The organism is Paenibacillus mesophilus (assembly GCF_005938385.1).
Lineage (GTDB): Bacteria > Bacillota > Bacilli > Paenibacillales > NBRC-103111 > Paenibacillus_AB > Paenibacillus_AB mesophilus.
Window position 1 is genome coordinate 102,569 of sequence record NZ_VCRA01000013.1, and the last position, 24,265, is coordinate 126,833.

Consider the following 24,265-nt stretch of genomic DNA (forward strand, 5'->3'; position numbering starts at 1 on the left):
CACCGAATTTACAGTTTTCCGTCATGTCGAGCAAAAAGCGGCGAAAGATTTGCGGCAAAAATATAAGTTCCATCACTCGGCGGGAACGGCTTGCACCGATTGGTAATTACCCTAAAACCTTTCCTCGCAAAAAAAGCCGTCCCCTGCACACGAAATGGGCAGGAAGCGGCTTTTGGACAAATTTGATTTTCCCGGACTACGCTTAGTCTAGACGGATTTCCCGGCCGGTTTGGGCCGACTCGTAAATCGCGCTCAAAATTTTGATCATATCGACGCCTTGCTCCGGCACGAAGATCGGCTCCTCGCGTCCATGGACGACATTCACGAAGTGGTTGATGTTGTTTTTGTGTCCGCCCGAGTCTTTCGGCAGCTGCGGAATGACGTTGCACAGCGTTCCTTCCACCTCGGTAAACAGCTTCAGATCGTCGTTGAACAGATTGAAGCCGGCTTTCGTGCCGCGAAGCTCGACGAACCGTCCTTCCGCTTCCACGTTGGACGCCCAGCTGAACTCGATTTGCAGCGACGCCCCGTTCTCGAAACGGATAAAGCCCGTCGCCAAATCCTCGACGTCAAACGTACCGCCCGCCTGCTTGTTGCCGAACGCGCTGTGTTCCGAATCGGACAGATCGTTGCCTGCAAATTTCGTATACACGGAGCCGCTGACGGCTACCGGTTTCGGATTACCCATAATCCAGATTGCGAGGTCGATCATATGTACGCCCAGATCGATAAGCGGTCCTCCACCGGACAGCTCCTTAGTCGTGAACCAGCCGCCTTTGCCGGGAATGCCGCGTCTGCGAAGCCAGCCGCAGCGTCCGGTGTATACATCGCCCATATGCCCTTTTTCCACGTAATTTTTCAAAAATTGCGATACCGGGCGATAACGGTTGTTGCGCATGACCATGAGCACTTTGCCGCTCGCTTTGGCCGCTTCGGCCATTTTGATCGCTTCGTCCGGGTTGATCGCGTCCGGCTTTTCGCAGAAAACGTGCTTGCCGGCTTTCAGAGCGGCGATAGCGACTTCCGAATGATACAAGTTAGGCGTGCATATATTGATGACGTCGATATCGTCGCGCGCGATGACATCGCGATAGTCCTCGTACACGTCCTTGATGCCGTGTTCGTCGGCGATCTTCTGCGCCCCGGCACGGTAGGCGTCGCATACCGCAACGATCTCCGCTTCAGGATTCGCAAGCCAAGCCGGCAAATGAATGCCTCTGAAAATATTTCCGGTTCCCACGGCGCCAATCCGCAACTTTTCCATTCTGTTTCTCCCCCAAACGTAAAATATTGTTCCGATTTCATTATGAGTGCTGCCGGGCTTGATGACAAGCCATTCCGCTCCGGCTTCATCATAGATTCACACGAATCCACACATTTATTCAGCCGCCATATGATTTTACGCAAAAAACAGGAGCCATTGCGGGCTCCCGTTTTCCACTTGCTATCTCGTTAAAGCTAGTTGATAAAACCTACATGCTGCAGCATCCGCTTCAGGATGACCGCTACCTGCGCCCGGGACGCTTTGTCGGAAGGCGCGAACGTATCCGTCGCGGTGCCGTTCATCAGGTTCGCTTGCAATACTCGCGATACAGCTTCTTGCGCCCAAGAGGATACCTTGTCACGATCAGCGAAACGCGATAACGGTGAGGAGGCTTGATCCGCTCCGGCCTCTTTCTTCCCGGTCATAGTAAGAGCGCGGGCGATCATCAGAGCCATCTGCTCCCGGGTAATCGATTCGTTAGGGCTGAAGTTCTTGTCGTCGACACCGTCAACCAAACCTTTGCTCGCAGCCGCCGCCACGGAGCCCGCAAACCAAGATCCGGACGGAATATCTTCGAACGGTGTACGGTTCGTCTTTTCTTCTGAGATGCCTAGAGAACGTACGAGCAAGGCGGCAAATTCCGCACGTGTAATGGACTGATCCGGCATGAACCGGTCCGCGTCCGCTCCTTTTACGATCAGCTTGGCGGTCAGCAGCTCGATATCCGCTTTCGCCCAGTGTCCTTGTATATCCGTGAAGGTTCTCAGCTTCGTCTCTACGACAGAGTAGATGCTGTTGCCTTGCCGCATCATCTTCACTTCCGTCTGCCCGTTCGCCGTACTGAATATAGCGGGTACGAAATACATCTCGCCCGTTACCGGATCGATCCGTACGGCCGTAGCAGTCGAACCGTCGACAGTCGAAGTCAAGACAAACGTCCGGGTCACATACGTACCGCCGAAATCGTTCATCCCTTGCTGATTGCTGCCCGAACCTATCGTAATGGTGAATTCAACGGGTGCCGTAAGCAGCGTTACCCCGTCCCGCTGTGCTTGAGACGTGATTTGCTGAGCACTGGCTCCGCTCACCTGCTCCATCGTTACCGTTATTTTTACATCCTTGGGGTCGATGCCCAACTGTCTGGCTATCGTTTGAATATCGAATAGTCCGATTGGCAGATCGTAGCTTACGTTATTGCTTTTAATAGAAATGACACCATTTCCGGACGATCCGTTCGCCGCCGCATTCAACAGCGCATCCGCGGGAATTTGCACTTTAGCGTTTTGCGCATCCTTCATATCGATGACGACCTTCGTATTTTGCTGTCCGGCTTGCTTGAAGGCATCGGCCAGCTTGGACGCATCCAGCTCGGCTACGGCGTATGTTTTGCCGTTGGATGTTTCATTCTTGGTCTCCGGTGTATAAGTTCCCGGTGCCGAAGGTTGAGATGGTGTTGCGGGAGCTCCTCCCATGGCGCAGCAACCGCTTCCTACGGTACCCGTCGTCGACTGCTCCGCGCTGTATGTCTTCTGAACACGACGACTCTCCAGATAGGTGGATGCTTTCAGCGTTACAAAGATGCTTCCCGCCTCCTTGCCTAGCTGCGGAATGTTGAATGTGACGGACGCCCCTTCCGACACTTTGGATGCTATCGGATAGGCGATCGTATTATTTCGATATACTTTGATCTGATCCCCAGACCTCAAGCCGGTCACGGTTATCGTGTCGTTCGTGCCTTGCCCATTATTGATGACTTGGATTTGTTCGGCAGCCAGTGACGGAGAATACGTATTGTCCACAACCGGTACTTTGATGAGCCCGCCCTCCTTGCTGCCATCCCAAGCGAAGATGCCAATCTCCTTGCTTCCTTCAGGAATAACAGTGTCAAACGGGATTTGGGCTGAACTTAATGAGTTTGGAAAACCTTTCACCGATACGATCGGTTTTAATTTATTCCCTTGCGCATCCATGAAATAAAGGTTATAGCCTGTAACAAGCTTGGAATTGAAGGCCCATGATATCGCGCTTGCAAGTTCATCTTTATCCCCGTCTTCATCGCCTGAATATCCCAAACCTGCTGGAGTTGCTAAATTGGGGTCGTAAGGAAAATGCATCTCTTTTTCCCCGGAAATATTGTCGGAAATCGGTACGGCAATCAATCTCATTTCCACCGGAAATCGCTCGCCGAATATGTCTTTCATCATAATGCTTATAACAAAAGCATCTGCAGGGATGGTATGGTCCGGAATGGTTACTTCATACCGATCTTGGCCGGGAGCAACGACCGCCACGGGCTCGCCAACCGGACTTGCATATCGATCGAGATACTGAACCACATACTCTTTGAGTGGCGATTTCTCCTGCATGTCCGGTGCCCACGTCAGTTTGGCGCCCGATATTCCTCGAAGTGGATTGGCATCCGTAAACTGCACCTGGCTCGGTTGAGCGTACGGAAAATCCCATATCGTGCGAATGGCTCCGTAAGCACCTTCACCGGACGCATTTTTCGGAAATAGTCCAAGTTTAACCGCACCCGCAGGAATTACAGAGCTCTCCATAAAGATGCCATAATAATAGTTATTGGGATCGTATGATGGCTGAGGAACTTCCATAATAGGCTGAATACGCTCATTATCCTTGTTCAAATAATATAGAACATAGTCCGTGACCGAATCGGGCCCCGAATAAAAATGAATAAGTTGTCCTCCCAGACGTCCCTCCTGCTGATCTTGATCATAAAAAGTCATTCCTATATTGTATCCGGCAGGTGCACCCGGTTTACCTACGGCATCGCTTACCGGTTCAGCAGAGATATTTTCGACGAAAGGAGCGTAATGCACTTGGGTATCGTACGTTCCGTCACTAAATTTATACTTGGCCATCACATACTTGGCACCGGAAGGCGCAGCACCCATATCAACGTTCTGGAGCTCTCCGTTTTTACCGAATGGCGACTCTTTGACGATCTCTCCAAGCGGATTGCGATCCTTGTCGGCAAAATATAATTGAACCGTGACGGATCCCTGCCCATAATACGATGGAATCCATTGGAAGGTTGCGTCAATAAAGCCTCTTCGCGGGTCCTTGTCCCTTACGGCCACAGCCATAGAGTTAACGGTTGGGTAAGCATTCTCGACAATTTCTATACTTGCGGAAGTCCGGCTCTCCCCTACCGGGTTTTTGGAGAAGACACCCAAGTATTTGGCTCCGTCCGGTACGCGGGTCCCTTGGGGGATCTGATAGTAGCTTTTATTTTTATCCGCCGTGCCGAGCGGGTCACCCATTTTGTTACGCTGTGCGTCCAAAAAGTAAACAACATAGCTCGTTATGTACTTGGTGTTCTCGGGATATAGCCAGGACAAGCTGCCCCCGATTGATCCTCTTGTCGTATCCGTATCATTAAAGTACAAATTTCGCACCGTATAAGCCGGCACTTGATTTGCAGGATTTTGCTGAATAAGAGAATCGACGGAATTATACTTTACGGTCTTCTTCAGATTAGCGTAGTATAGATAAACATGTCCCGCATCGTCTACATAAGCTTTGGCCGCCAGATCCGGCAAATCCGTTATTTTGTTGAAGCTGTCTCTGTCATAGAGGGCGTTGCCCGTGAACACATAATTCCCTTTGGCATATATAATATCGTTTCCTATACCATACGAGCCGTCAGTGCCATAAGAACCATATACGGTGCCTGCTACCGAAGCGGATAGACGTTGATTCCCTCGATACAAATAATCCCCATCTTTATGGAAATTAGTACTTGAATTGCTCGAGCTGTTCGATTGATAGATTATGGCATAGGTATCGGTATTGATCTTATTGACACCATTGTAGTGATGGACATACAGAGTATGAGAATCTTGATCCACAAGTATATTCGTGGGGGAAGCGTATAATTGGTTATTCAGCTCGCTCAACTTTTTCCCTTGGCTGTATACCGCATCTACAACCCGTAGATTGCTGCCAAGATCGGTATAGAATAGTTTCCCGTTCCCGCCATCGATTTTATAGGGGCTGGAATTCAATCCGTACCGGTATACCGAATCGGTTACCGCCGTCCCGTACACCGTATCCAAGACTCCTATAAAGGATGAACCGGATAACGCCACGTACACTTGCCCGTTGACAACACTTAAATCAGTAGGAGCGGAGCCGATATGAATATCCTTCTCGACAACCCAGTCCTCTGTCCGAATATAAATCAACCGATTGCTCGACTGAGAGATGGCATATAGATACTTTCCGTTCGGACTGGCTGCCCAATTCGTCAGCGGTCTGTCGAATACAATCGTATCGTTGCCGGACTTGCTGTAGGAAATGGGACTTTTCTGCGTCAAATCAGGTCTGATTTTATGAATCGTTTTCGTGTCGTAGTTGAACCCGTATATAGCATCCGAACTGTCCATTAGCATTAGATTGCTGGTAAACGGGTGCGCGGTTATCGGCGTGAACGTCTCTCTGTCGAACACCATGCGATCGGATATAACGTATTTATTCGTTACAGCTACTATATTTGCACTGTAACCTGGCTCCGTCTCCTGATACCTTCCTTGCAGATCGCTAAGCTTAGATTTGTTCAACTTGTGACTGGCATAGAAGAGGTCCGAACCGTATACAATGACTTCCCGGTTCGAATAAGAGAAGCCGTACCCGTCATTATAGTTGTCTTTATCCAGCAAAGCGTTGGTGTCGGTCCGATAAGCTTTAACTTTGGAGCCCGACGTTCCCGAGTCGCCGACATACAGGATATGATTGCTCCGGTCTAAGGCGAAAGCCGCATAATAATGATTCATTCCCGGTACAACGGCATCTTGACCGGTCGACAGTTGCATCTGGTATACGCTCCAGGAATTGCTTGGGGCGTAGTAAAGCTTCTGCCCTTCGACGACAAGCCGGTCTGGCGATACCGAAGTTGCAATTTCCCGCGTAACCGACTTCTGCGCCAAATCGACGACCTTGATCAGCGTCCCGCCCGAAATCGCTACGTATAGCTTTCCGTCGTACAGATCCAGATCGGACGGCTTCGATCCTATGTTGATTTCCCTTTCCACCTGAAGGTCGCTTGTCCGGATAAACAACAATTTGTTGGCGTCCTTGGAAACGGCATAAATGTACCCGTTCGGCTCGTCGAGAATCCAGCGTGTCAGGTTGTAGCCGATCGATACACCGGGTCCGACGGGGGAAGAGCCTCCTCCCGCAGATCCACCTTCGCCGCCGGCCGAGCCTCCCCCCACAGATATGCTTCCGCCTCCGTTCGCCGTCTCCGCCCGTACAAAGGATGGAAAGACAGGCATCCAAACAGAGGTCAGTAGAACAGACAACAGGAGAGTAACTAATAATTTCTTTGGCTTGAATGATCGATATCGAAATCCGTTTTCCCTTAGCAAGTAACTACCTCCAGCTTCTGTATGTTTTATACTTCTTGCAATCGGCCGATCCTTATATCGGCAATTTTCCAAACCCGCTCTCTCTTTCTATTACGATTAACATGTTTTCCAACATATTCTATCAGGAACCGATCGAAAGTTATGTCGAATCATGTCATACATCTGTAATTTGTTATGAAAAAAGGTTCGCTTTGTAACCATATCCAGCCGCTTATCAGCCAAAAGAAACGTATCCGTCGGGAGATACGTTTCCAAACATTCGACAATATTCACATTACCCGGATGAACTCGCCATCGGTTAGAGTTTCTGAATCTGACTCAAAAGCACCTCGGACGTCAGCCATCTGCGGAACAGCAGCAGAAGCAGCAGCGGCGGCAGAGCCACTACGGCTGCATATTGCAATAAAACAGGGTCCCCGTATGGTATGCCCGTCTTGCCCCCGGACAGCGCAGTGCTCAAGAATAGCATAATCGGCGGATACATCTCTTTTCTGGCCAGGTAAACCAGCGACATGTAGTACGAATTCCATAAAGATGCAAATTGCAGGACGCCGAGCGCCAACAGCGGCTTCCATATTTTCGGTATGAACAGCATGAAGAATGTGCGCAGCTCCCCTCGTCCTTCAGCGGATTCCTTGGCTTTGAGGTCCGCATATTTGCTGTTGAAAATACTTTTCAGCACAATGACGGGAATGACCGAGAAAAAGCCGTAGAACAAATGCGGGAAAAACGTGTTCACCATTCCCAAGCTTTTGACCATCAAGTATTCGTGCATCGCCCCCGACCCCATTGTCAGCACGAGCAGCAGAAAAGCTTTGTACAAGCTTCGACCCGGCAAATCTTTCACCGTCAACGGATATGCGAGAGTGACGGTCATCAGCATATTTATGATGACAGCCGCAAGGTTTATACCCGTATATAACAAGAAATTGCTCTCGGACAACAGCTTGGATAAACTATGACCGGCGGAGCTCGGGTTCGTAAAAGGATACACGAACAACATGTAGAGCGGCACCGATACGACAAGCGCATATAGTACGGCTACTCCAATCCCGGCCAAGCCTTTGCCACCATGCGTGGTGCGAATAGCATTGGTTTGTCGAGAACCGCTGAATAAATCAGCGAGAAACCGGCCACGAACAACGAGGTAGGCGAGAATCGCAAGCAGCAGCTGTACGGCAAATTGGATTAACCATACCGCTCCCGCTCTGCTGATCTCCAGATTCATCAAGCCGGTTCTAACCATATATGTACTTATCGTATCTCCAACTTCATAAACCAAAGGACTATACAAGCTGCTGACAAGCTCGAAATCCGTGGACAGCAAAGCCGACAGTTGCAAGAGCATGAAGGCCGATATGGCCCGAACCGCAGGGAAGACGTTCATCGTAATAAAGCGATGATCGCTCGTCCTGTCATCCATACCATCTCTTACAGACGCCGCGTGTTTGGAATTAATGGCGGCAAGAGCGATCAGAATCGGAATCCCGCAAGTTTTCAGCAGTTCGACCATCACCAACAAAATCCGGAAATACCTTATATCTATCCATACTAACGCTTGAATATCCAACAGCGGTGAATGGCTCGGTGTAAATACGATTGTCGCGATGTAAGCGAAAATAAGCGTAGGTACAAAATAGGGAACGAGGAATAGTGTCGCGAAGGCAGTCCTCAGCTTCCCGGACGCCACGCAGCTTAAAGCAAGCGCAACAACGAGAGCCGTGGCGCCGCTCGCCGCGATATATCCGAGCTTGATTAGGAGCGTATTCGCGATCACGTTCCGAAACGACGGATCCCCGAATAAATGAATGAAATTGTTCATCCCTACCCATGGGCTGTCCCAAATACCTTTCGTCAAAATATATCGCTTGAAAGGAAGGATCAGGGCGATTACGAAAGGAATAATCTTGAACACGAATATCAGGAGCAGCGCCGGAATCACCAGCATGTAGTGCAGCTTGTATTTCCAAATACGGGCAAGCAAACTTTTCATATGGACTCCTCGGCATTATGATTTTGTATACCCTTCCAGTATTCGATAATCGTTGCCAATTCCCTTCCCGTTAAGAAACCTCCCTTAGGCTACAGGTCGAGCCGCAGCGCAACATCTTCTATTTAGTAAAAAAACCGGATTTCCCCGGAATAGAGGTGTAAAAGACTGCTATTGCAAACTTTGTTACGATTGGGCCCAGGCGTGTACTCGTGCACGGCAAAAAGCCGCGCTTCGCGCGGCTCTCTTCCCATCTATGCTATTGTTCAAGCTCAAACCGCGACCCGAGACCGCCGCTGCCGCAGCAGCTTCCGGACGACGCCGTGGCTCGGACTGAACAGGAAGGCGAGCACGAACAGCGCTCCCGCGACCGTCACCATGCAGCCTGCGATCGAAGCGTCCATTGCGTCCGCGATGAAATAACCGATCGCCGAGCTGGCTACGCCGATGAGCACGCTGTACAAGATCATGATGCCGAGCCTCTCGGTCAGCAAGTAAGCCGTCGCTGCGGGCACGATCAGCATGCCGACAACGAGAATGGCGCCGACGCTTTCGAACGAAGCTACGGTTGTCACCGATACGAGACCCATAAGCAAGTAGTGAAACAGCGCCACCGGAATGCCGACTGCCGCGGCCATGGCCGGATCGAATGCGCACAGCTTAAACTGCTTGTAGAATAACCCTAGCACGACTGCGCTCAAGAGCAGCACGGTACCGACCATCCATACCGCCTTCGGGATGTCCAAGCCGAGCCAGCCGACCGTATCCAAGCTGACAAAGGCGATTTCCCCGTACAGCACGCAATCCAAATCGAGATCGACCTTGCTCGTGAACATGCTGACCAGCAGCACCCCGACGGAAAACAAAGCGGTAAATACGACGCCGATCGAAGCGTCCGACTGCACGCCTCCTTGCTGGAACAGCTGGATCAAAAACACGGTCACGAGTCCGATGACGGCTGCGCCGAACAGCATCGCAACCGAGTCGCGCGAGCCGCTGATCAGGAAGGCGATCACAATACCCGGCAGCACGGAATGGCTGATCGCATCGCCGATCATCGCCATGCGGCGAAGCACGAGGAAGCTGCCGAGCAAACCGCAGGCGCCGGCAACGAGCGCTCCGGTCAACAATATCCACAAATCGTTGCTGTTCATGCCGTTCCCCCCCGTTCCAACGTCCGCTTCTCCATGTCGGCCTGTGCTTGGCGCTTCACCGATGCGCGCAGCAGCAGCTTCGAGACGACGCCGCGTTTCGGCGCGAACAGAACCGAAATAATGAACAAGCTGGTAGCCGCCAATACGCTCAGCGGCCCGGTCGGCAAATGATCGTCCGCCGTACTGATCAGCGTGCCGATCATACCGCTCAATCCTCCGAATAGGCCGGACAATACGACCATGACGCCAAGACGTTCCGTCCAGTATCGGGCCGATACGGCCGGAGTAATAAGCATCGCCGCCATCAGCACGACGCCGACCGCCTGAATCCCCACTACGACGGCTACGACTATGAGGAACATCATCAATTGGTCGAGAATGGCTACAGGCAGCCCGAGTCCGCGGGCAAAGCCCGGGTCGAAGCTGAGCAGCTTGAATTCTTTGTACATCAGCGCGCATACGCCGACCAGCAAACATGAAACGATCGCCATCGTAATGACGTCGGAACGGACCATCCCCGCCGCCTGCCCGAACAAAAATTTGTCGAGGCCGCTTTGGTTACCGCTGTCGCTGTGCTGGATTTGCGTCAGCAGGACGATGCCCAGTCCGAAGAACACGGATAAAACGATGCCCAGCGCCGCGTCCTGTTTAATGCGGGAATGGCGCGTAATGTATCCGATGCCGAACGTAGCGATCAAGCCCGCCACTGCCGCACCGATCAAGAAAAACAAAATCGATTTCGAGCCGGTAAGCATGAATGCGATACAAACGCCGGGAAGCGCCGCATGAGCCAAAGCATCGCCCATCAAGCTTTGCTTGCGCAGGTAGGAGAAGCTTCCGAGCACGCCGCTGCTTATTCCGAGCAGTACGGAAGCCATCAAGATCCACTCAACGTTCGGGTCCTGCAGCAGCTCGATCATTTTGCTCAACATACGTCCATCACCTCGGTGTCATAACGAGCGCATCCGGCGTGCGGTCAAGCACCGCCAGACGGCCGCCGTATGCGATTTGCAAATTGTGCGGCGTAAAGACGCTTTCCGTCGGACCGATATCGATCAAGCCTACGTTGAGCAGCATGACCCAATCGAAATATTCCTTCACCGTCGATAAATCGTGATGGACGACGAGCACCGTCTTGCCCTGCTTCTTCAATTCGTTCAGCAGCGTAATGATCGCTTTCTCGGTAGCCGCATCGACACCGACGAACGGTTCATCCATAAAGTACAGCTTGGCGTCCTGCGCCAGCGCTCTGGCCAAAAAAATGCGCTGCTGCTGTCCTCCCGACAGCTGGCTGATTTGTCTCCCGGCGTAATCGGCCATACCGACCTTCGCCAAGCATTCCATCGCGATGCGGCGTTCGTTAGTGCCCGGCCGCTTGAACCAGCCGAGATGCCCGTAACGTCCCATCATGACGACATCGAGAGCGCTTGTTGGAAAATCCCAATCGACCGATTCGCGCTGAGGCACGTATCCGATCATTTTGCGCTGCTGCGCATAAGACTGGCCGTATATGAGCACGTCGCCCCGCACTTTCGGGATGAGCCCGAGCGAAGCTTTGATCAGCGTCGATTTGCCCGCTCCGTTCGGACCTACGATGCCGATCAGCTTCCCTTCCGGAACTTCGAACGTGATATCGTTCAGCACCGGCTTTCTCTGATAAGCCACGGTCAAGCCTCTAACCGAAAACGGGCTTTGCTGATTGCGTCCCATAGCTGTTCCTCTCCTCTCTATCCTTTGTTTATCCCGTTATTTCAATGCGCCTACGATAGTATCGACATTATGCCGCACCATTCCGATATATGTTCCTTCAGGCGTTCCTTCTTCGCCCATCGCGTCGGAGAACAGCTCCCCGCCGATTTTCACTTCGTGCCCCTTCTCCTTGGCGCCGTCGACTACGGCCTGGATCGTCTTCTTCGGTACGCTCGACTCGACGAATACGGCCTTGATTTTATTTTCCACCAAGAAATCGCGCAGCTTCGATACGTCCTTCAGTCCCGCTTCCGATGCCGTGCTGATTCCTTGCAATCCGGTCACTTTAATGCCGTACGCCGCACCAAAATAGCCGAAAGCGTCATGCGCCGTTACGAGTACGCGGCTTTTCTCGGGTATGGTGGCGATTTTCGTCTTCGTCTCCTCATGCAGCTCGCGCAGCTTCTTCAAATAAGCTTCCGCATTGGCGCGGTAAACATTAGCATTGGCGGCGTCCACCTTGATCAGCTCGTCGCGAATCGTCTCCGTCGCGGTCATCCAGTTGCGGACATCGAACCAGATGTGCGGGTCGTGATCGGCAGTGCCGTCGTCCATTCCGCGAAGCGCCGATTTGTCGATATTGCGGGAGACGGCGACGGTCGGCTTCTTCTCGCCCTGCTTCTCCAGAATGGCTGCCATTTTCCCTTCCAGATGAAGACCGTTGTAAAACACGATGTCGGCCTCGGTCAGTTTGTCGATATCGCCCTTCGTCGCTTTGTACAGATGCGGGTCCACGCCCGACTTCATCAATCCGATCGCTTCGACCTTGTCGCCGCCGACGTTCCGGACGATGTCCGTAATCATGCCGATCGTCGCCGTTACCTTGATCTTGCCTTCCGCTCCCGAGAAAGCCGCCTTGGAATTGGAGCACCCGACTACCGCAGCTGTAGCAACAACAAGCAGCATCGCATACAGAAACCGGCGTACAGCCTTGCTTCTCATAAGTTTCCCGATCACTTTCAGTCAACCTCCCATTTTCTCGTCCTTGATGTCCATCCGGTCACTCTTCGTACATGCTTCCGATCCGAATCCTGATGTTATCGCTTTGTTGCCTTTGTCTTCAAAAGTTGTGTACGACCTGTTTTGTTGTTATAGACCTTCTTTTTTTATTATATACAAATAAGTTTCCCGAGTGCAACATTTATTTTATCGTCAATCGCAAAAAAAGCTCCCCCGATCCGCGACGATTCGTCGGCCGTTTCGGAGAAGCTTCTTCTTAAAACCTCACAATTGCTACGGATTCATTCCGGCATTCGGATTCGGCGTCCCCCGCAATCCGACAGTACGGTCATACGCGTCGAAAATTTGTCTGGCGATCGGCGCGGCGCCGTACGAGCCGAATCCACCCTCCGGCACGACGACCGCGATCGCCAGCTTCGGCTTGTCGGCGGGCGCGTACGCGATAAACACGGCATTGTCGACTTCTTTGCCCGCTACGCTTTGGGTCGACGTCCCCGTCTTGGTAGCTACCGGATACGGGAAGCCGTCGAAGCCGGATTTATTGACCTGCTCCATCCCTTTCTGCACCGCATCCCAATATTCTTTCGGGAAGCTGACCTCGTTCAGCACCTCGGGCTCCATCTTCTTGACCAGCTGCCCGTCGTTCGTCTCGATATGGTCGACGAACTGCGGCTTGAGTCGTTTCCCCCGGTTGCCGAGCATCGCCGTGAACTGCGCCAGCTGCAAAGGCGTATACCGGCCCAACTGTCCCCACGAGGCACGGGCCAAAGCGGATTGGGAGCTCGCCTTCTGCGCTTCGTGGAAGTAGTCGAGGACGCCTTCCTTCTCGCCGAGCAGACCGCTTCCGGTCAATACGCCCAAGCCGAATTGCTTCATGTAGCTGTCCCAAGTGTTCAAGCCGTTCGGGCGCGCGTACAAGCGTAAACCGACCATGTCCGTCATGTACGTATTCGAGGACTTCGCGATCGCGGAGATCGCATTCAGCGGTCCCCATGCTCTCCCGTCGGAGTTGCTGATCCTCGTCTTGTCTTTCCCGAATGTCGTTGATCCGCCGTCGTAATACGTCTCGTTAACGGTAATCAGCTTCTCCTGAAGACCGATCAGAACGGTCAGCGGCTTGATCGTGGAGCCCAAGTAAACGAGCGACGACGGGTGTTTCGCCCGCTCCTTCGGATCTTTCCAGTCGGCCGGAACGTCGCTGATCGTCCCGTTGCGGTAATACAGCATAATATCGTTCCACTCTTCATCCGTCAGCCCTCCGTACCAGGTCGAAGGATCGTAGTCGGGCATGCTGGCCATCGCGACGACGTTGCCGGTATCGACTTCCATCGCGACCGCATAGCCGGTAGTCGCATTCGGAGCATACGTGTACCGGTCCCTTCCGGGACTTTTAATATATTTCAGATGGTTTACGATCGCTTCCTGGGCGGTTATTTGCACGTCCTTGTCGATCGTCAAATACAGGTTTTGCCCTTTCTCCGGCGTCGTCAAGGACACTTTGCCGACGATCTTCCCTTCGGCGTTGACCGGGTAGCTTTTCACGCCGTTTTTGCCGCGCAGCTCCTCCTGGTACATATATTCGATTCCGTCGAAGCCGACGTACTCGTTGTCGAGATACTTCTCCGTCGGATCGGTGGACTTCGCCTTCTCCTGATAAAACTTCAATCCGTTCGTCGCGTTGCGGGCGCCGGAAAACTGCTTCAAATATCCGGTCAGCTGGACGGCGATCCGGTTGTTGTTGTATTCGCGGATGCTCTCTTCCTGAATGTCGACCCCTTTGAACTCGTCGCGGTACCAGGAAAAGTAGGCGATTTCCTGCTGCGTCAAGTCGCCTTTGATTTTGCGCGGAACGGAATAATAGCTGGGGTCCTTCGTCTTGGCTTTGTTCATATCGTATCCGACGTCCATCAGCTTCAATATTTCGTCGGCGGTCGGCTGCTGCTTCTTCGGATCGCCGTAGCTTTTGAACGACTGCTCCAGCTTGAGGGCCAGCTCGATGACCGAATCCCGGTTTTTGTTGCTGGCGTCCACCGTATAGTAAAGCGACTGGGTCGAGGTGGAGGTCGCGATCGGGTAGCTGTTTCTGTCGTAGATGTTGCCCCGGATCGGCGGAATCGAGTGCGAGCGGATCGTGCTGTTCGACTCTTCCTCGGAATACCGCTTGCCGTCGACGAATTGGAGCAGCGCGAGACGGACGATCAGAATGGAAAACAGCAAAAACGTACAGAAGAAAAAAAAGTTGAGCCGGAACGAAAAATGCCGGCGGCGGATTAGTTCCTTTTTATCGGGGTCTTCCATGTTCACGGGGAATGCTCACTCCTTACCCGAGCTCGCGCAGCGAAACGATGCCGTCTCCGGTCATATGGGCGTATCTCTTTATTTTGACGGCACGGATGCCGATTTGGTTCGGTGCCCAGATGTCGTTTTTGTCGTGATCACCGACGTACAGCGTTTCTTCGGGCTGTAAACCCGCTTGCTCGAGCGCGAGGCGAAAAATAGCCGGGTTCGGCTTCTCGAGGCCGACCTCGGTCGAGACGATAACCGGATCGAAATAATGCAAAATGCCTTTGTGGCGCAAAATATGTTTTAAAGTGGGCGCAAAGTTGGAAACGATCCCGAGTCTGTATCCGGAGCTCGTAAGCCGCTCCATCGTTTCAATCACGTCTTCGAACAGCTCATACTGCTCGGGCGAGGTGAACAACTCATAAAGCTCGTGGCTCCACTTGTGGATCGTCTCCTCCTCGTGCTGCTCCTGCACGCCCAGCCCGTTCAGTACGAACGTATAGATGCCGGCCCAGAACGTCCGGTCCGATTCCGGGGAGCAGAGCTCCGTACCGCTAGCCGGCTTCTCGTAATAAAACTTGCGGAACGCTTCGTCGAACAAGACGCCGATCGGCTCCTGCTCCCGGTGAAGCTCGCGTTCGGACAAATAGCGCTGCAGGATAGCCCGGGCGCCCGGAATCGTCAGCAGTGTATCGCCCGCATCGAATAAAACGGCTTTGATGCCGTGAAGTGAGATGTTCATGCCGTTCTCCTTGCCGATCAGAATAGCGGATTATAATGACTATTCCAGTGTATCATATTTTCGTCCCCGTATGCCAAAGACGCAGTACGACACATAGAAACAAATCCCCCAGAAGTGAAGATCTGCTTCGTAGATTATTCCTATTGCTTCTGGGGGAGTCCCCGTTTTCCACAGAAATTAGCTTCGCATAATTTCCTATACGAAAAAAGACGTATCCAAGCGTGCATGCCACCCGCCTGGACAACGTCCCCGATTTTCGCCGAAAAAATGCCTTCTGACGCTTATGGCTGGACCTATTCCATCCTTACGCCTGACGAATATGCGTCTTGTCGAAGCCGGGCGGATTAAACCAGTTGCCGCCGCTCGACAACCATGTGGAATCAAGCGGAACCCATTTGTTCTGTTCGGCCAGAAACACTTCGTTCCACGCATGCGGTCCGTACCCTCCCTGACCGTCGTAGCCGAGTCCCGTCACCACTTTCACATCCAGGCCGACCGAACGGGCCATTACCGCGTAAAGACGCGAGTAGTCGATACAGACGCCCTTGCGCGTGGCGAATGTCTCCTCCGGGTTTTGCTCCTTCCAGATCCGCTTCGTCTCGTACTGCTCGACCTTGTCCCAGTCGTACTGGACGCGGGTGCCGACCCATTGGTACAAAGCTCTCGCCTTCGCCTCGTCGTCTTCCTTGCCGGCCGTAATCGTCTTCGCCGCTTCCGCGATGTTATTCGGAATACGGGCGTCGATCACCTCGTATTTGCGCTGCAATATTTGGCTGAATTCTTGTCCGACCTGCTTGGCGAACACGGGCAGACGATCCACGAGCAGCTCGCCCCCGACCGGCGCGATCACCCGGGTCGCTCCCTGCATGTACAGATCCGATGCTTGTACATATTGCGCAAACTTCGATTCCGGATACAGCGCCGTATACACGAACAAGCAGGCGATCAGCAGCAGCGCCCGTCCGCAGCCGATCAGCGAGCCGATCGCTCCTCCGATGCCGCTGCTCATCCAGGACCGGCCTCGTTCTCCGGACGACTTGCCCAGTAGTCCCGTCGAGATCGCTACGAGCATCCAGAGCCGGACCAGCAGCGTTTTGCAAACGATATACACGATGACGAACACGATTCCGATCCGGAGCAAAGGAAAATCCCGTACCCCCGTTACGAACGTGTAGTACATTTGGCGGAATAGTCCCATGTCCTCATTTGGAATGCCGATTTGTTTGGAGACGAGCCAAGACTGCACCGCCGGTGAGAGCATATCGGACAGCTTCCATGCCACAACAACGCTGACGACCGTAGCGGCCCCTTCGACCGCGAACAGCATGAATCGTTGAGCGGAACCGGATGCGCCCCGGATCGCCCCCTGAAGAATGGAGGCGAGTACCGTACATACGAGAACGACCGAAACGAGGTTGACGGAAAACGATTGTAGCAGCGATGCGGAATCGGCCATGCATCATTCCTCCCTGCGTTTCAGCTTGGTTTAAGGTACTGCGGCGTAAAAGCCCGAGACTAGCCGTTCTTCTTCGCCGTTTCGATCGCTTTCTTCAAAGCTTCATCCAACGAAAACTCCGCCGATACGCCGGCGATCGTAATTTTCACTTTATCCGACCCGTTTTTGCCGTCCAGACGGATGCTGCCGGACGTAATCGTATACGTGCCGTCGCCGTTATCCTTATACTTGGCGTCTTTGCCCGCCAGTCCTTGCAATGCCTTTTCCTTCAAGTCGGCGACCGCTTCCATGGCGGTTGCGGCTACGTTCTCGCCGATATCTTTAAGCTGATCGGTGTAAGTCGAGCCATAGTAAATCAATCCGGCGACGATGGCAAGCACGAGAATCCATTTCAGCACCGTCTTGACGATCTTGATGACGACGAAAAGCGCGATGATGGCGATAACGACTACAAGCCATCGGTCTTGCAAAAAGGCGGTAAGCTGGTCCATGAAACGTTCATCCTTTCAATGGCGTTCAATTGGTCGGAAACTAATTTCTAGCTTATCATACAAAACCGTCCGGGAAAACCGTCTCCTCCGGGGTTTCCGCCGCGTGAAAGCCTTCTCCCGCCAGCGGTACAGCACCGAGCTCGAACCAGTGTCGGCCGTTCGATCGATTCATGACATTTTGTCCGTTCAGTCATATCGCCCCGGACATATACGTACAAGTATTGGTGAGGCACGCGAAAGGGGGGTTCCGATGAAAACGGCCATATGGCTCTATTTGTTCATGTTCGTCGCGTTTTTCGATTTGCACGCCCAATACCCGATTCTCACTCCGTTCGCCATCTCGCTCGGGGCCGCCCCGACCTTCATCGGCTGGATGATGGGCATGTATTCGCTGACCCACCTCCCCGGCAACCTGCTGGCCGGCTATTGGGTCGATCGTTACGGCAGCAAACTGTTCATCACGTTAAGCTTAATGCTTGCCGGGGTGCTGCTGCTCTACCAGTCCAAGGTCGGCGACCCTTGGCATCTACTGCTGATCCGTTCGATCAGCGGCTTCGTGCTGGCGTTTCTGTCGCCCGCCTGTCTCGCCATGCTCGCCAAATTGGGCAGCTCCCGCGTCCAGCAGGGCAAGCTGATGGCCGGAAACGGTCTGGTCCATACGCTCGCCTCCGTCATCTCGCCCGCCGCCGGCGCCCTGCTCGTCGCCAAGGTCGGGTTCACGACCGCCTTCACCGTACTCGGCTGGGCCTTGATCGTCATCGGCGCGTGCTCCTATTTCTTTATCCGGGAAACCAAATCCGCGGCGGCGGCCGGAAGTGCTTTGGACCATTCCCATCATGGCTTGACATTGCCTGCCGCGAATCCGGACATGAGAGCCGGCGGCGGCATTCCGTGGCTGTTCTATGGAATCCCACTCGGACTCGCCTGCTCGCAAGGCATCTTGTTTTTCGAGCTGCCGCTCATGAAGGCGTCCCAGCAGTCGCTGCTCACATCCGGCCTGCTGTTCTCGATGGTCAGCCTCGGCGCGCTATGCACGCTCAGCATGATGTTTCTGCACAAGTACTCACCGTTTATCCGGACCACGTTCGGCGCACTGGCGCTGGCCATCGCTTTTTTCGGGCTTGCCGTCGGGTGGCCCGCGCCGCTTGCCTTCTCGCTGTTCCTGATCGGGATGGCGAAGGGCGTCGTCTTCCCGGCCATGGCGACGCTGCTCGCCAGCGTATCGAGCGCAAGCCGATACGGTCGCGTATTCTCCTTCTTGGCCATTTCATCCTCGATCGGCGCGTTTATCGGACCGGTCGTGGCCGGTCAACTGCGGCATACCGTTTCCCCTTACTTCATCGCTTTCCTCATCATGATGCTGGCGCTTACGCTGCTTGCGCCGGGGAAATTCCGGACGGCGGACGCTCCCCCCGTCGCCGAATAGACAATTACCCATTTTGCCCGGTACGGGCGGATGCACAGGCGATGTGCCCGGTTCGGTAATACGATGTTATTGTCAAAGCGACAAATCGTCTACCGAGAAGGAGTGAATGATATGTCTCATTGCGAACCCGGTTACGGTGGTATTTTCACCTCCACCGCCATTATCCTCGTGCTTTACATTCTGCTGGTCATCGTCCTGCGCTCCGGCTGGTTCTGATCCGCGAGCCTCTTCAGCCAGCCTCATACAGAAAGCCGTCGACGCCGCGACGGCTTTTCTTCGTGTATTCGTTTAACCGCCTTAATAGTAAACCCGGTTAGAAGCCCTCTGCCGTACATAAAATCTCTTTATATGGCGCCGAAACCGTACTCGCTCGGACCGTCCGCCGACCGCTTCGACATTTCCCGGGAAATCCGCCACCGGCCGACTTGTTTGTCGTAACGACGATTGGCTATACTGGTGAAAACGACAAACCGCAGCGAAAAGTCGAACCGGAGGTGCCGATATGTCGATCGCGATCATCGTAGAAGGAAAAAACGACAAGAGCCGCCTGCGCAGGCTGCTTGACGACGAAATATTGATTTTGTGCACATACGGCACGCTGAACTCGGAGAAGCTCGAGCAGATCAAGAAAAAGATCGGGGATCGGGACGTATACTTGTTCACCGACAACGACCCTTCCGGGAAACGGATTCGCGGCGTGCTGCGCGACGCCTTCCCGGACGCGGAGCAAATTTATACGCGCAGAGGCTATGCGGGCGTGGAAGGAACACCGGACGAATACATCGTCCAACAGCTGGAGAAGGCCGGACTCGACGAGTACATCCGTTATCCGGAGCCGGGACCTTCTTTCTAGGCGGTTATGAACCAAAAACAACCCGCCCGCTTCAAGCGGACAGGCTGTTATGCGCGCGTTACCCTACGAACTGAAGCAAGTAGATGACGAAGGTGACGGTAAAAATGCTGAACACGGTCGACGAGAACACGGCCTGGGAAGAAAACTCCGGCTCGTTGTCGAATTCGACCGCGAGCAGGACGCTGCTGAGCGATGTCGGAACGGCGCACGACAAGATGAGCGCCTTCGCCAAATCGCCCTGAAATCCGAACGCGAGCACGATCAGGAACCCGAGCAGCGGTCCTACGCATAACCGCAGGACGTTCGATATGGCGACGTCGCGCAGCTTCAGCTCCCACTTCATGCTTCCGAGCTGGACGCCCAGCGTCGTAAGCGCCGTCGCGATAAAGCCTTTGGCGATATAGTCTATCGATATATAGATCGGATGAGGAACGGGTATATGGAAGCCGCGCATGATCAGAGCAATCGGAATGACGTAAATGATCGGCATCGACATAATCGTCTTCATCGTGTCCTTCAGCTTCTGCCGGTGCGCATTGACGGAATAAACGCCGTACGTATTCGGAATAAGGCTCTGCATCATCATAATAATGATCTGAATCGACAGCGTGAACGGATCGCCGACGAATACGAGCTGGTTGAGCGGAATCGCATAGTTCGCGCTATTGTAGAAAATAACGCTGTTGCGCATCGCGCTCCGCATGCCGCCCTTATACCCGCGTATCCGCATCACGATCTCGACGACGCCGATCAGAGCGAAGAAAAATACGACGAAAAACAACAGCACCTGAGACATAACCTTAAGCGAAAGCTCCGTCTGATACAGCATCTGGAACATGATCGCCGGCGAGAACAAGTAAAAATTCAGTTTCGACAACGTCTTGATATCGAGCCGGAACGCCCGCTGCAGCACGATGCCGAGCCCGATCAGCAAGCTGAGCGGCACAACATTGTTCAGAAGAATGTAGACGAAGTATGACACGTCGGCGCTACCTCTTTCAAGTAGTTTGAACGGCTCCTTATTGTTCCTTGGCCAAGCTCTTCACGGCTTCCGCCACAAGCCTGTAGCTCAGGTTGCCGTCGGTAGCGACAAAATATTTGCGGAGATTGCCCGCCCGGTCCACCAAGGCGACGGAGTTCGTATGCGCAAAGTTGCCGTTATTGTCCTTCAAGACGCTTACCCCGTATTGCTTCGCCAAATCGACAACCGTCTTGGAATCCCCCCGCAAAAACTTCCAGCCCGACGGGTCGGCCTCGAAGCGGGCCGAGTACTTCTTCAGCTGATCGACCGTATCCCGGTCGGGATCGAAGCTGATCGAATAAATGACGGCGTCCGTGCCGAGCAGGCTGCTCTTCTGCAGCTCCTGCTGCACTTTCGACAGCTCGTACGTCGTCGGCTGGCACACATCCGGGCAGGTCGACCAGAAAAAGTAGACGAGCCGGACTTTGCCGTTGTCGTCGCTCAAGCCGATTTGCTTGCCGTCGGTATGCTCGAGCTTGAAGTCCGCCGCCTTCTTGATCACCGGAAGCTTCTCCCCGCCTCCTTGCGATTTGTAATACCATCCCGCGGCCGCGGCCACGATTACGGCTGCGATCAAAACTTTGAACCAGTGCTTCTGCCAAAAAACGCCCACAATCCGTTCCCCCTGTCCCTTCTATAAAAGAAAAAGTTCCAGAAAAAAGAACAAGCCCGTAGAAGCTTGTTCCTTCCCTTTATCTAAAATCGATTAAGCGCGAATCGTATCGATAATCATCACGATAAACAAAAGCGGCAAATAGTTGATCGAGAAGACGAACATTTTCTTCGCCCAGTTGTCGTCGTCGTTCGTTTTGAACCCGGCCAGCCCGATAAACGTCCAGACGAGTCCGAGCGCGATAGCCGCGATCAAATAAATTTCGCCGACATAGCCGTATGCGTACAGCAGCAGCGAAACCGGAACGAGCATGACCAAGAAGCGGATCATGTGCATTTTGGTCACTTCGTTGCCGTGCACGACCGGCAACAACGGGAAGCCCGCCGCCCGGTATTCTTCCTTGCGGCGCATGCCGAGCGCCCAGAAGTGAGGCGGCTGCCAGAAAAACAAAATGCCGAACAAAATCCACGCGCCCATATCCACCTGATTCGTAACGGCGCAATAGCCGATAACCGGAGGCATCGAGCCGGAAATGGCGCCGATCGTCGTGCTGAGCGGCGAAGTACGTTTAAGCCATGCCGTGTATATAAAGACGTATACGAGCAGCCCGACTACGCCAAGCAGTGCGCTTAGCGGATTCACGAGCAGGCATAGCACGCTGAGTCCCGCGGCCCCGAGCACGATCCCGTACCAGAATACGATCCTCGGATCGACAACGCCCGTAGGCAGTGCGCGCTTGCGCGTGCGGGTCATTTTCGTATCCAAATCGCGGTCCAAATAATTGTTTAACACGCATCCGGAAGCCATAACGAGCAGCGTTCCGAGCATGGCGAAAATCAACAGTTTGAGATCGAACGTATCGCCCGAATTACCCCAAGCGACCCAATAACCGCCGAAAGCGGTAATGATGTTGGAGAACAAGATTCCCGGCTTGGCCAAGTGAACGAAATCTTTCCAAGTCGCTTTCCGCACGACGGCCTGCGCGTCTTGCGCCCCGGCGACCGCGGCTGCATCGATGCTAAGCTGTTTGTCCATATAGTGGCAAACCTCCTGAACGCTTCCTTACAACGCGCCTGACGGGCGTTGTTCACAACTTATCATAGCAACACGGACCGCTTTTGACAACAAACGGAATCCGTTATTCATAATTTTGTCGATAATGGTGTCACGTTTCCGACATACGCCCATACACTATAATGTAGGTTTCAGCCTATTGCCCTGGCGGGACGGGCAATACAACTTGAAGGAGGCTCATGATTATTATGATGAACATGAATCCTTACAAACCGGGCGCCGCTGCGCCGCAAGCGATGCCGGCTCCCCAACCGATGCCGGCGCCCCAGACGATGCAAGCGATGCAAGCGCCCCAGGCCGTACAGGCGGCGCAAGCGGCACAGCCGCCGCAATACTATTATTATCCAATGCCGCCGCAACCATCCGGCGCAGGCGCCCCCGGTTATCCGATGCCCGGATTCCCGATGCCGCCCGGCGTTGGTCCGACCACACCACCCGGCATGCTGCCGGCCGAAGAATCGTATATCGAGAACATACTTCGCCTGAACCTGGGCAAGATGGTTACCCTGTACATGACGTATGAGAACAACAGCGAGTGGAACGCGAAAATTTTCAGAGGCGTTCTGGAAGCCGCCGGACGCGACCATATCATTATAAGCGATCCGAAAACGGGCATGCGCTTTTTGCTGCTGATGGTCAACCTCGACTATGCCACCTTCGACGAGCCTTTGAATTACACATACCCGTTCCGTTAATTCCGTTAACAACATGAAAAAGCGATGCGTCCCCTTAAGGATGCATCGCTTTCTTGTTGCCGATCCTTATACGCCCACTTCCGCAGGTATCCGTTCGTAGGACAGCAGAACGCCCAACTGACCGCGCGGGTCCGACATAAACTTCTCGTAAGCCGAAGCCGCATCCTCGATCGGAAAGCTGCTCGTAATCATCGAGCCGATCCGGACTTTCCCGTCGGCCAGCAGCCTGACATACTCGGACATATTGCGCCCTTCCGTCCACCGGACATAGCCGATCGGATAGTCGACTCCCCCGCCCTCGTAGACGGGATCGTAACGACCCGGCCCGCCCGCCCGCGATATCAGAACCTGGGCTTCTTTGGAGAACAGGCGGTTGCGGTCGAATTCGGCCTTTACATCGCCGACGATTACGACTTTGCCCCGGTCTCTCAGCCATGTAAGCGCCTGATCGATCAGGCCGCCCGCTTTGCCGCCCGCGCAAACGAATACGGCGTCGGCGCCTGCGCCCTCCGACCGCTCTTTAATCGCTTCGGCCAGCTCCTCCGCATCCGCGCATGCCCAGCCCGCCCCGCTTGCGCGCAGCTGGTCGCACCGTTCCGGCAGCAGATCGAAGCCGATCACGCGAAATCCGGCGGCGCTGGCGATCTGGCACAGCAGCTGTCCGAGAATGCCCAGGCCTACTACAACCGCCGTTTCGCCGAAACGCAGATCGGATTGGCGGAGCGCATGGATGGCGATCGTCCCGTGCGCGACGAATGCCGCTTCGCGAATATCGACGTGATCGGGCAGCGGAACCGCCAAATTTTTCGGAACGGCGATTTTCTCCGCATGCCTGACGAACGGCGCCCCGTAGCAAGCTACACGCTGGCCGACGCGCAGCTTGTCGACTCCGGCTCCCGCCTCGCGGACGATTCCCGCGGAGCTGTATCCGAGTACGAGAGCCTGCTCGACCTCCTTGCTTCGGTTGATGATCAGCATTTCCGTACCCGGACTTATAGCGGAATATATATTTTCTACGATTACATAATTGTCGGAACACGAAGGTTCCGGCATGTTCTGGGTTTGAACGTTCCCTTTGCTCGACGTCACTACTTTCATGGTGCC

General features: G+C 53.8%; 19 protein-coding genes. 4 read left to right on the forward strand and 15 right to left on the reverse strand.

Features of this window, described 5'->3' with window-relative positions:
- Nucleotides 1–202: 202 nt before the first annotated feature.
- The 11 genes from FE783_RS22375 to FE783_RS22425 form a co-directional block, all read right to left on the reverse strand.
- Entirely contained in the window at nucleotides 203–1,264 is a 1,062-nt protein-coding gene (locus FE783_RS22375) for a Gfo/Idh/MocA family protein (protein WP_138881620.1), read from the reverse strand.
- Nucleotides 1,265–1,458: 194 nt separating this feature from the next.
- A complete protein-coding gene (locus FE783_RS22380; protein ID WP_158301972.1) occupies nucleotides 1,459–6,501 on the reverse strand; it encodes an S-layer homology domain-containing protein in 5,043 nt (1,680 codons plus the stop codon).
- Between the two features lie 451 nt (nucleotides 6,502–6,952).
- The gene (locus FE783_RS22385; RefSeq protein ID WP_138881622.1) at nucleotides 6,953–8,647 is read right to left on the reverse strand and encodes a hypothetical protein; all 1,695 of its coding nucleotides are present in this window, start codon (nucleotides 8,645–8,647) and stop codon (nucleotides 6,953–6,955) included.
- 269 nt (nucleotides 8,648–8,916) lie between these two features.
- Complete coding sequence (locus FE783_RS22390; protein ID WP_138881623.1) at nucleotides 8,917–9,798, reverse strand: metal ABC transporter permease; 882 nt, start codon at nucleotides 9,796–9,798, stop codon at nucleotides 8,917–8,919.
- Complete coding sequence (locus FE783_RS22395) at nucleotides 9,795–10,727, reverse strand: metal ABC transporter permease (protein ID WP_420799760.1); 933 nt, start codon at nucleotides 10,725–10,727, stop codon at nucleotides 9,795–9,797. The genes FE783_RS22390 and FE783_RS22395 overlap by 4 nt, the downstream gene beginning before the upstream one ends.
- 10 nt (nucleotides 10,728–10,737) lie before the next feature.
- Nucleotides 10,738–11,508: a metal ABC transporter ATP-binding protein gene (locus tag FE783_RS22400; protein ID WP_138881625.1), complete on the reverse strand. Its 771-nt coding sequence runs from the start codon at nucleotides 11,506–11,508 to the stop codon at nucleotides 10,738–10,740.
- A gap of 36 nt (nucleotides 11,509–11,544) precedes the next feature.
- Nucleotides 11,545–12,489 (reverse strand): metal ABC transporter solute-binding protein, Zn/Mn family, encoded by a 945-nt coding sequence (locus tag FE783_RS22405; RefSeq protein WP_138881708.1) that lies wholly within the window; start codon nucleotides 12,487–12,489, stop codon nucleotides 11,545–11,547.
- Nucleotides 12,490–12,780: 291 nt separating this feature from the next.
- Nucleotides 12,781–14,805, reverse strand: a complete 2,025-nt coding sequence (locus FE783_RS22410; protein WP_138881709.1) for a peptidoglycan D,D-transpeptidase FtsI family protein — start codon at nucleotides 14,803–14,805, stop codon at nucleotides 12,781–12,783.
- 22 nt (nucleotides 14,806–14,827) lie between these two features.
- A complete protein-coding gene (locus tag FE783_RS22415; RefSeq protein ID WP_138881626.1) occupies nucleotides 14,828–15,532 on the reverse strand; it encodes an HAD-IA family hydrolase in 705 nt (234 codons plus the stop codon).
- Between the two features lie 304 nt (nucleotides 15,533–15,836).
- Nucleotides 15,837–16,988: a transglutaminase domain-containing protein gene (locus FE783_RS22420; RefSeq protein WP_138881627.1), complete on the reverse strand. Its 1,152-nt coding sequence runs from the start codon at nucleotides 16,986–16,988 to the stop codon at nucleotides 15,837–15,839.
- A gap of 59 nt (nucleotides 16,989–17,047) precedes the next feature.
- Complete coding sequence (locus tag FE783_RS22425) at nucleotides 17,048–17,479, reverse strand: hypothetical protein (protein ID WP_138881628.1); 432 nt, start codon at nucleotides 17,477–17,479, stop codon at nucleotides 17,048–17,050.
- Between the two features lie 250 nt (nucleotides 17,480–17,729).
- Here FE783_RS22425 and FE783_RS22430 point away from each other — a divergent pair, with 250 nt between their 5' ends.
- The 3 genes from FE783_RS22430 (at nucleotide 17,730) to FE783_RS22435 (ending at nucleotide 19,758) form a co-directional block, all read left to right on the forward strand.
- Nucleotides 17,730–18,905, forward strand: coding sequence for an MFS transporter (locus FE783_RS22430; protein WP_138881629.1), 1,176 nt, complete (start codon nucleotides 17,730–17,732; stop codon nucleotides 18,903–18,905).
- Nucleotides 18,906–19,016: 111 nt separating this feature from the next.
- The gene (locus tag FE783_RS38020; protein ID WP_202916237.1) at nucleotides 19,017–19,121 is read left to right on the forward strand and encodes a sporulation protein YjcZ; all 105 of its coding nucleotides are present in this window, start codon (nucleotides 19,017–19,019) and stop codon (nucleotides 19,119–19,121) included.
- 286 nt (nucleotides 19,122–19,407) lie between these two features.
- Nucleotides 19,408–19,758 (forward strand): ribonuclease M5, encoded by a 351-nt coding sequence (locus FE783_RS22435; RefSeq protein ID WP_138881630.1) that lies wholly within the window; start codon nucleotides 19,408–19,410, stop codon nucleotides 19,756–19,758.
- Nucleotides 19,759–19,816: 58 nt separating this feature from the next.
- Here the strand turns inward: FE783_RS22435 and FE783_RS22440 are convergent, their stop codons facing one another.
- The 3 genes from FE783_RS22440 to cyoE all read right to left on the reverse strand — a co-directional run bounded on the left by FE783_RS22440 (nucleotide 19,817) and on the right by cyoE (nucleotide 22,427).
- Nucleotides 19,817–20,740 carry an AEC family transporter gene (locus FE783_RS22440; protein ID WP_138881631.1) on the reverse strand — a complete coding sequence of 308 codons (924 nt, stop codon included), beginning with the start codon at nucleotides 20,738–20,740 and terminating at the stop codon, nucleotides 19,817–19,819.
- A gap of 37 nt (nucleotides 20,741–20,777) precedes the next feature.
- Complete coding sequence (locus tag FE783_RS22445) at nucleotides 20,778–21,392, reverse strand: SCO family protein (protein ID WP_158301973.1); 615 nt, start codon at nucleotides 21,390–21,392, stop codon at nucleotides 20,778–20,780.
- 93 nt (nucleotides 21,393–21,485) lie between these two features.
- Complete coding sequence (cyoE, locus tag FE783_RS22450) at nucleotides 21,486–22,427, reverse strand: heme o synthase (protein WP_138881633.1); 942 nt, start codon at nucleotides 22,425–22,427, stop codon at nucleotides 21,486–21,488.
- Between the two features lie 227 nt (nucleotides 22,428–22,654).
- On the opposite strand from cyoE, the gene gerQ reads away from it, so the two are divergent.
- Nucleotides 22,655–23,161, forward strand: coding sequence for a spore coat protein GerQ (gerQ, locus tag FE783_RS22455; protein ID WP_238403203.1), 507 nt, complete (start codon nucleotides 22,655–22,657; stop codon nucleotides 23,159–23,161).
- Nucleotides 23,162–23,227: 66 nt separating this feature from the next.
- Here gerQ and FE783_RS22460 read toward each other — a convergent pair whose 3' ends face one another.
- The gene (locus FE783_RS22460; protein ID WP_138881634.1) at nucleotides 23,228–24,259 is read right to left on the reverse strand and encodes a zinc-dependent alcohol dehydrogenase; all 1,032 of its coding nucleotides are present in this window, start codon (nucleotides 24,257–24,259) and stop codon (nucleotides 23,228–23,230) included.
- Between the last annotated feature and the right edge of the window lie 6 nt (nucleotides 24,260–24,265).

Bases quoted from the DNA above. Each gene is read 5' to 3' on its own strand.
- FE783_RS22385 (WP_138881622.1), bottom strand. From the start codon at position 8,647: ATGAAAAGTTTGCTTGCCCGTATTTGGAAATACAAGCTGCACTACATG.
- FE783_RS22410 (WP_138881709.1), bottom strand. From the start codon at position 14,805: ATGGAAGACCCCGATAAAAAGGAACTAATCCGCCGCCGGCATTTTTCG.
- cyoE (WP_138881633.1), bottom strand. From the start codon at position 22,427: ATGGACAAACAGCTTAGCATCGATGCAGCCGCGGTCGCCGGGGCGCAA.
- FE783_RS22420 (WP_138881627.1), bottom strand. From the start codon at position 16,988: ATGGCCGATTCCGCATCGCTGCTACAATCGTTTTCCGTCAACCTCGTT.
- FE783_RS22460 (WP_138881634.1), bottom strand. From the start codon at position 24,259: ATGAAAGTAGTGACGTCGAGCAAAGGGAACGTTCAAACCCAGAACATG.
- FE783_RS22415 (WP_138881626.1), bottom strand. From the start codon at position 15,532: ATGAACATCTCACTTCACGGCATCAAAGCCGTTTTATTCGATGCGGGC.
- FE783_RS22405 (WP_138881708.1), bottom strand. From the start codon at position 12,489: ATGAGAAGCAAGGCTGTACGCCGGTTTCTGTATGCGATGCTGCTTGTT.
- FE783_RS22435 (WP_138881630.1), top strand. From the start codon at position 19,408: ATGTCGATCGCGATCATCGTAGAAGGAAAAAACGACAAGAGCCGCCTG.
- FE783_RS22425 (WP_138881628.1), bottom strand. From the start codon at position 17,479: ATGGACCAGCTTACCGCCTTTTTGCAAGACCGATGGCTTGTAGTCGTT.
- FE783_RS22375 (WP_138881620.1), bottom strand. From the start codon at position 1,264: ATGGAAAAGTTGCGGATTGGCGCCGTGGGAACCGGAAATATTTTCAGA.
- FE783_RS38020 (WP_202916237.1), top strand. From the start codon at position 19,017: ATGTCTCATTGCGAACCCGGTTACGGTGGTATTTTCACCTCCACCGCC.
- FE783_RS22430 (WP_138881629.1), top strand. From the start codon at position 17,730: ATGAAAACGGCCATATGGCTCTATTTGTTCATGTTCGTCGCGTTTTTC.
- FE783_RS22390 (WP_138881623.1), bottom strand. From the start codon at position 9,798: ATGAACAGCAACGATTTGTGGATATTGTTGACCGGAGCGCTCGTTGCC.
- gerQ (WP_238403203.1), top strand. From the start codon at position 22,655: ATGATGAACATGAATCCTTACAAACCGGGCGCCGCTGCGCCGCAAGCG.
- FE783_RS22400 (WP_138881625.1), bottom strand. From the start codon at position 11,508: ATGGGACGCAATCAGCAAAGCCCGTTTTCGGTTAGAGGCTTGACCGTG.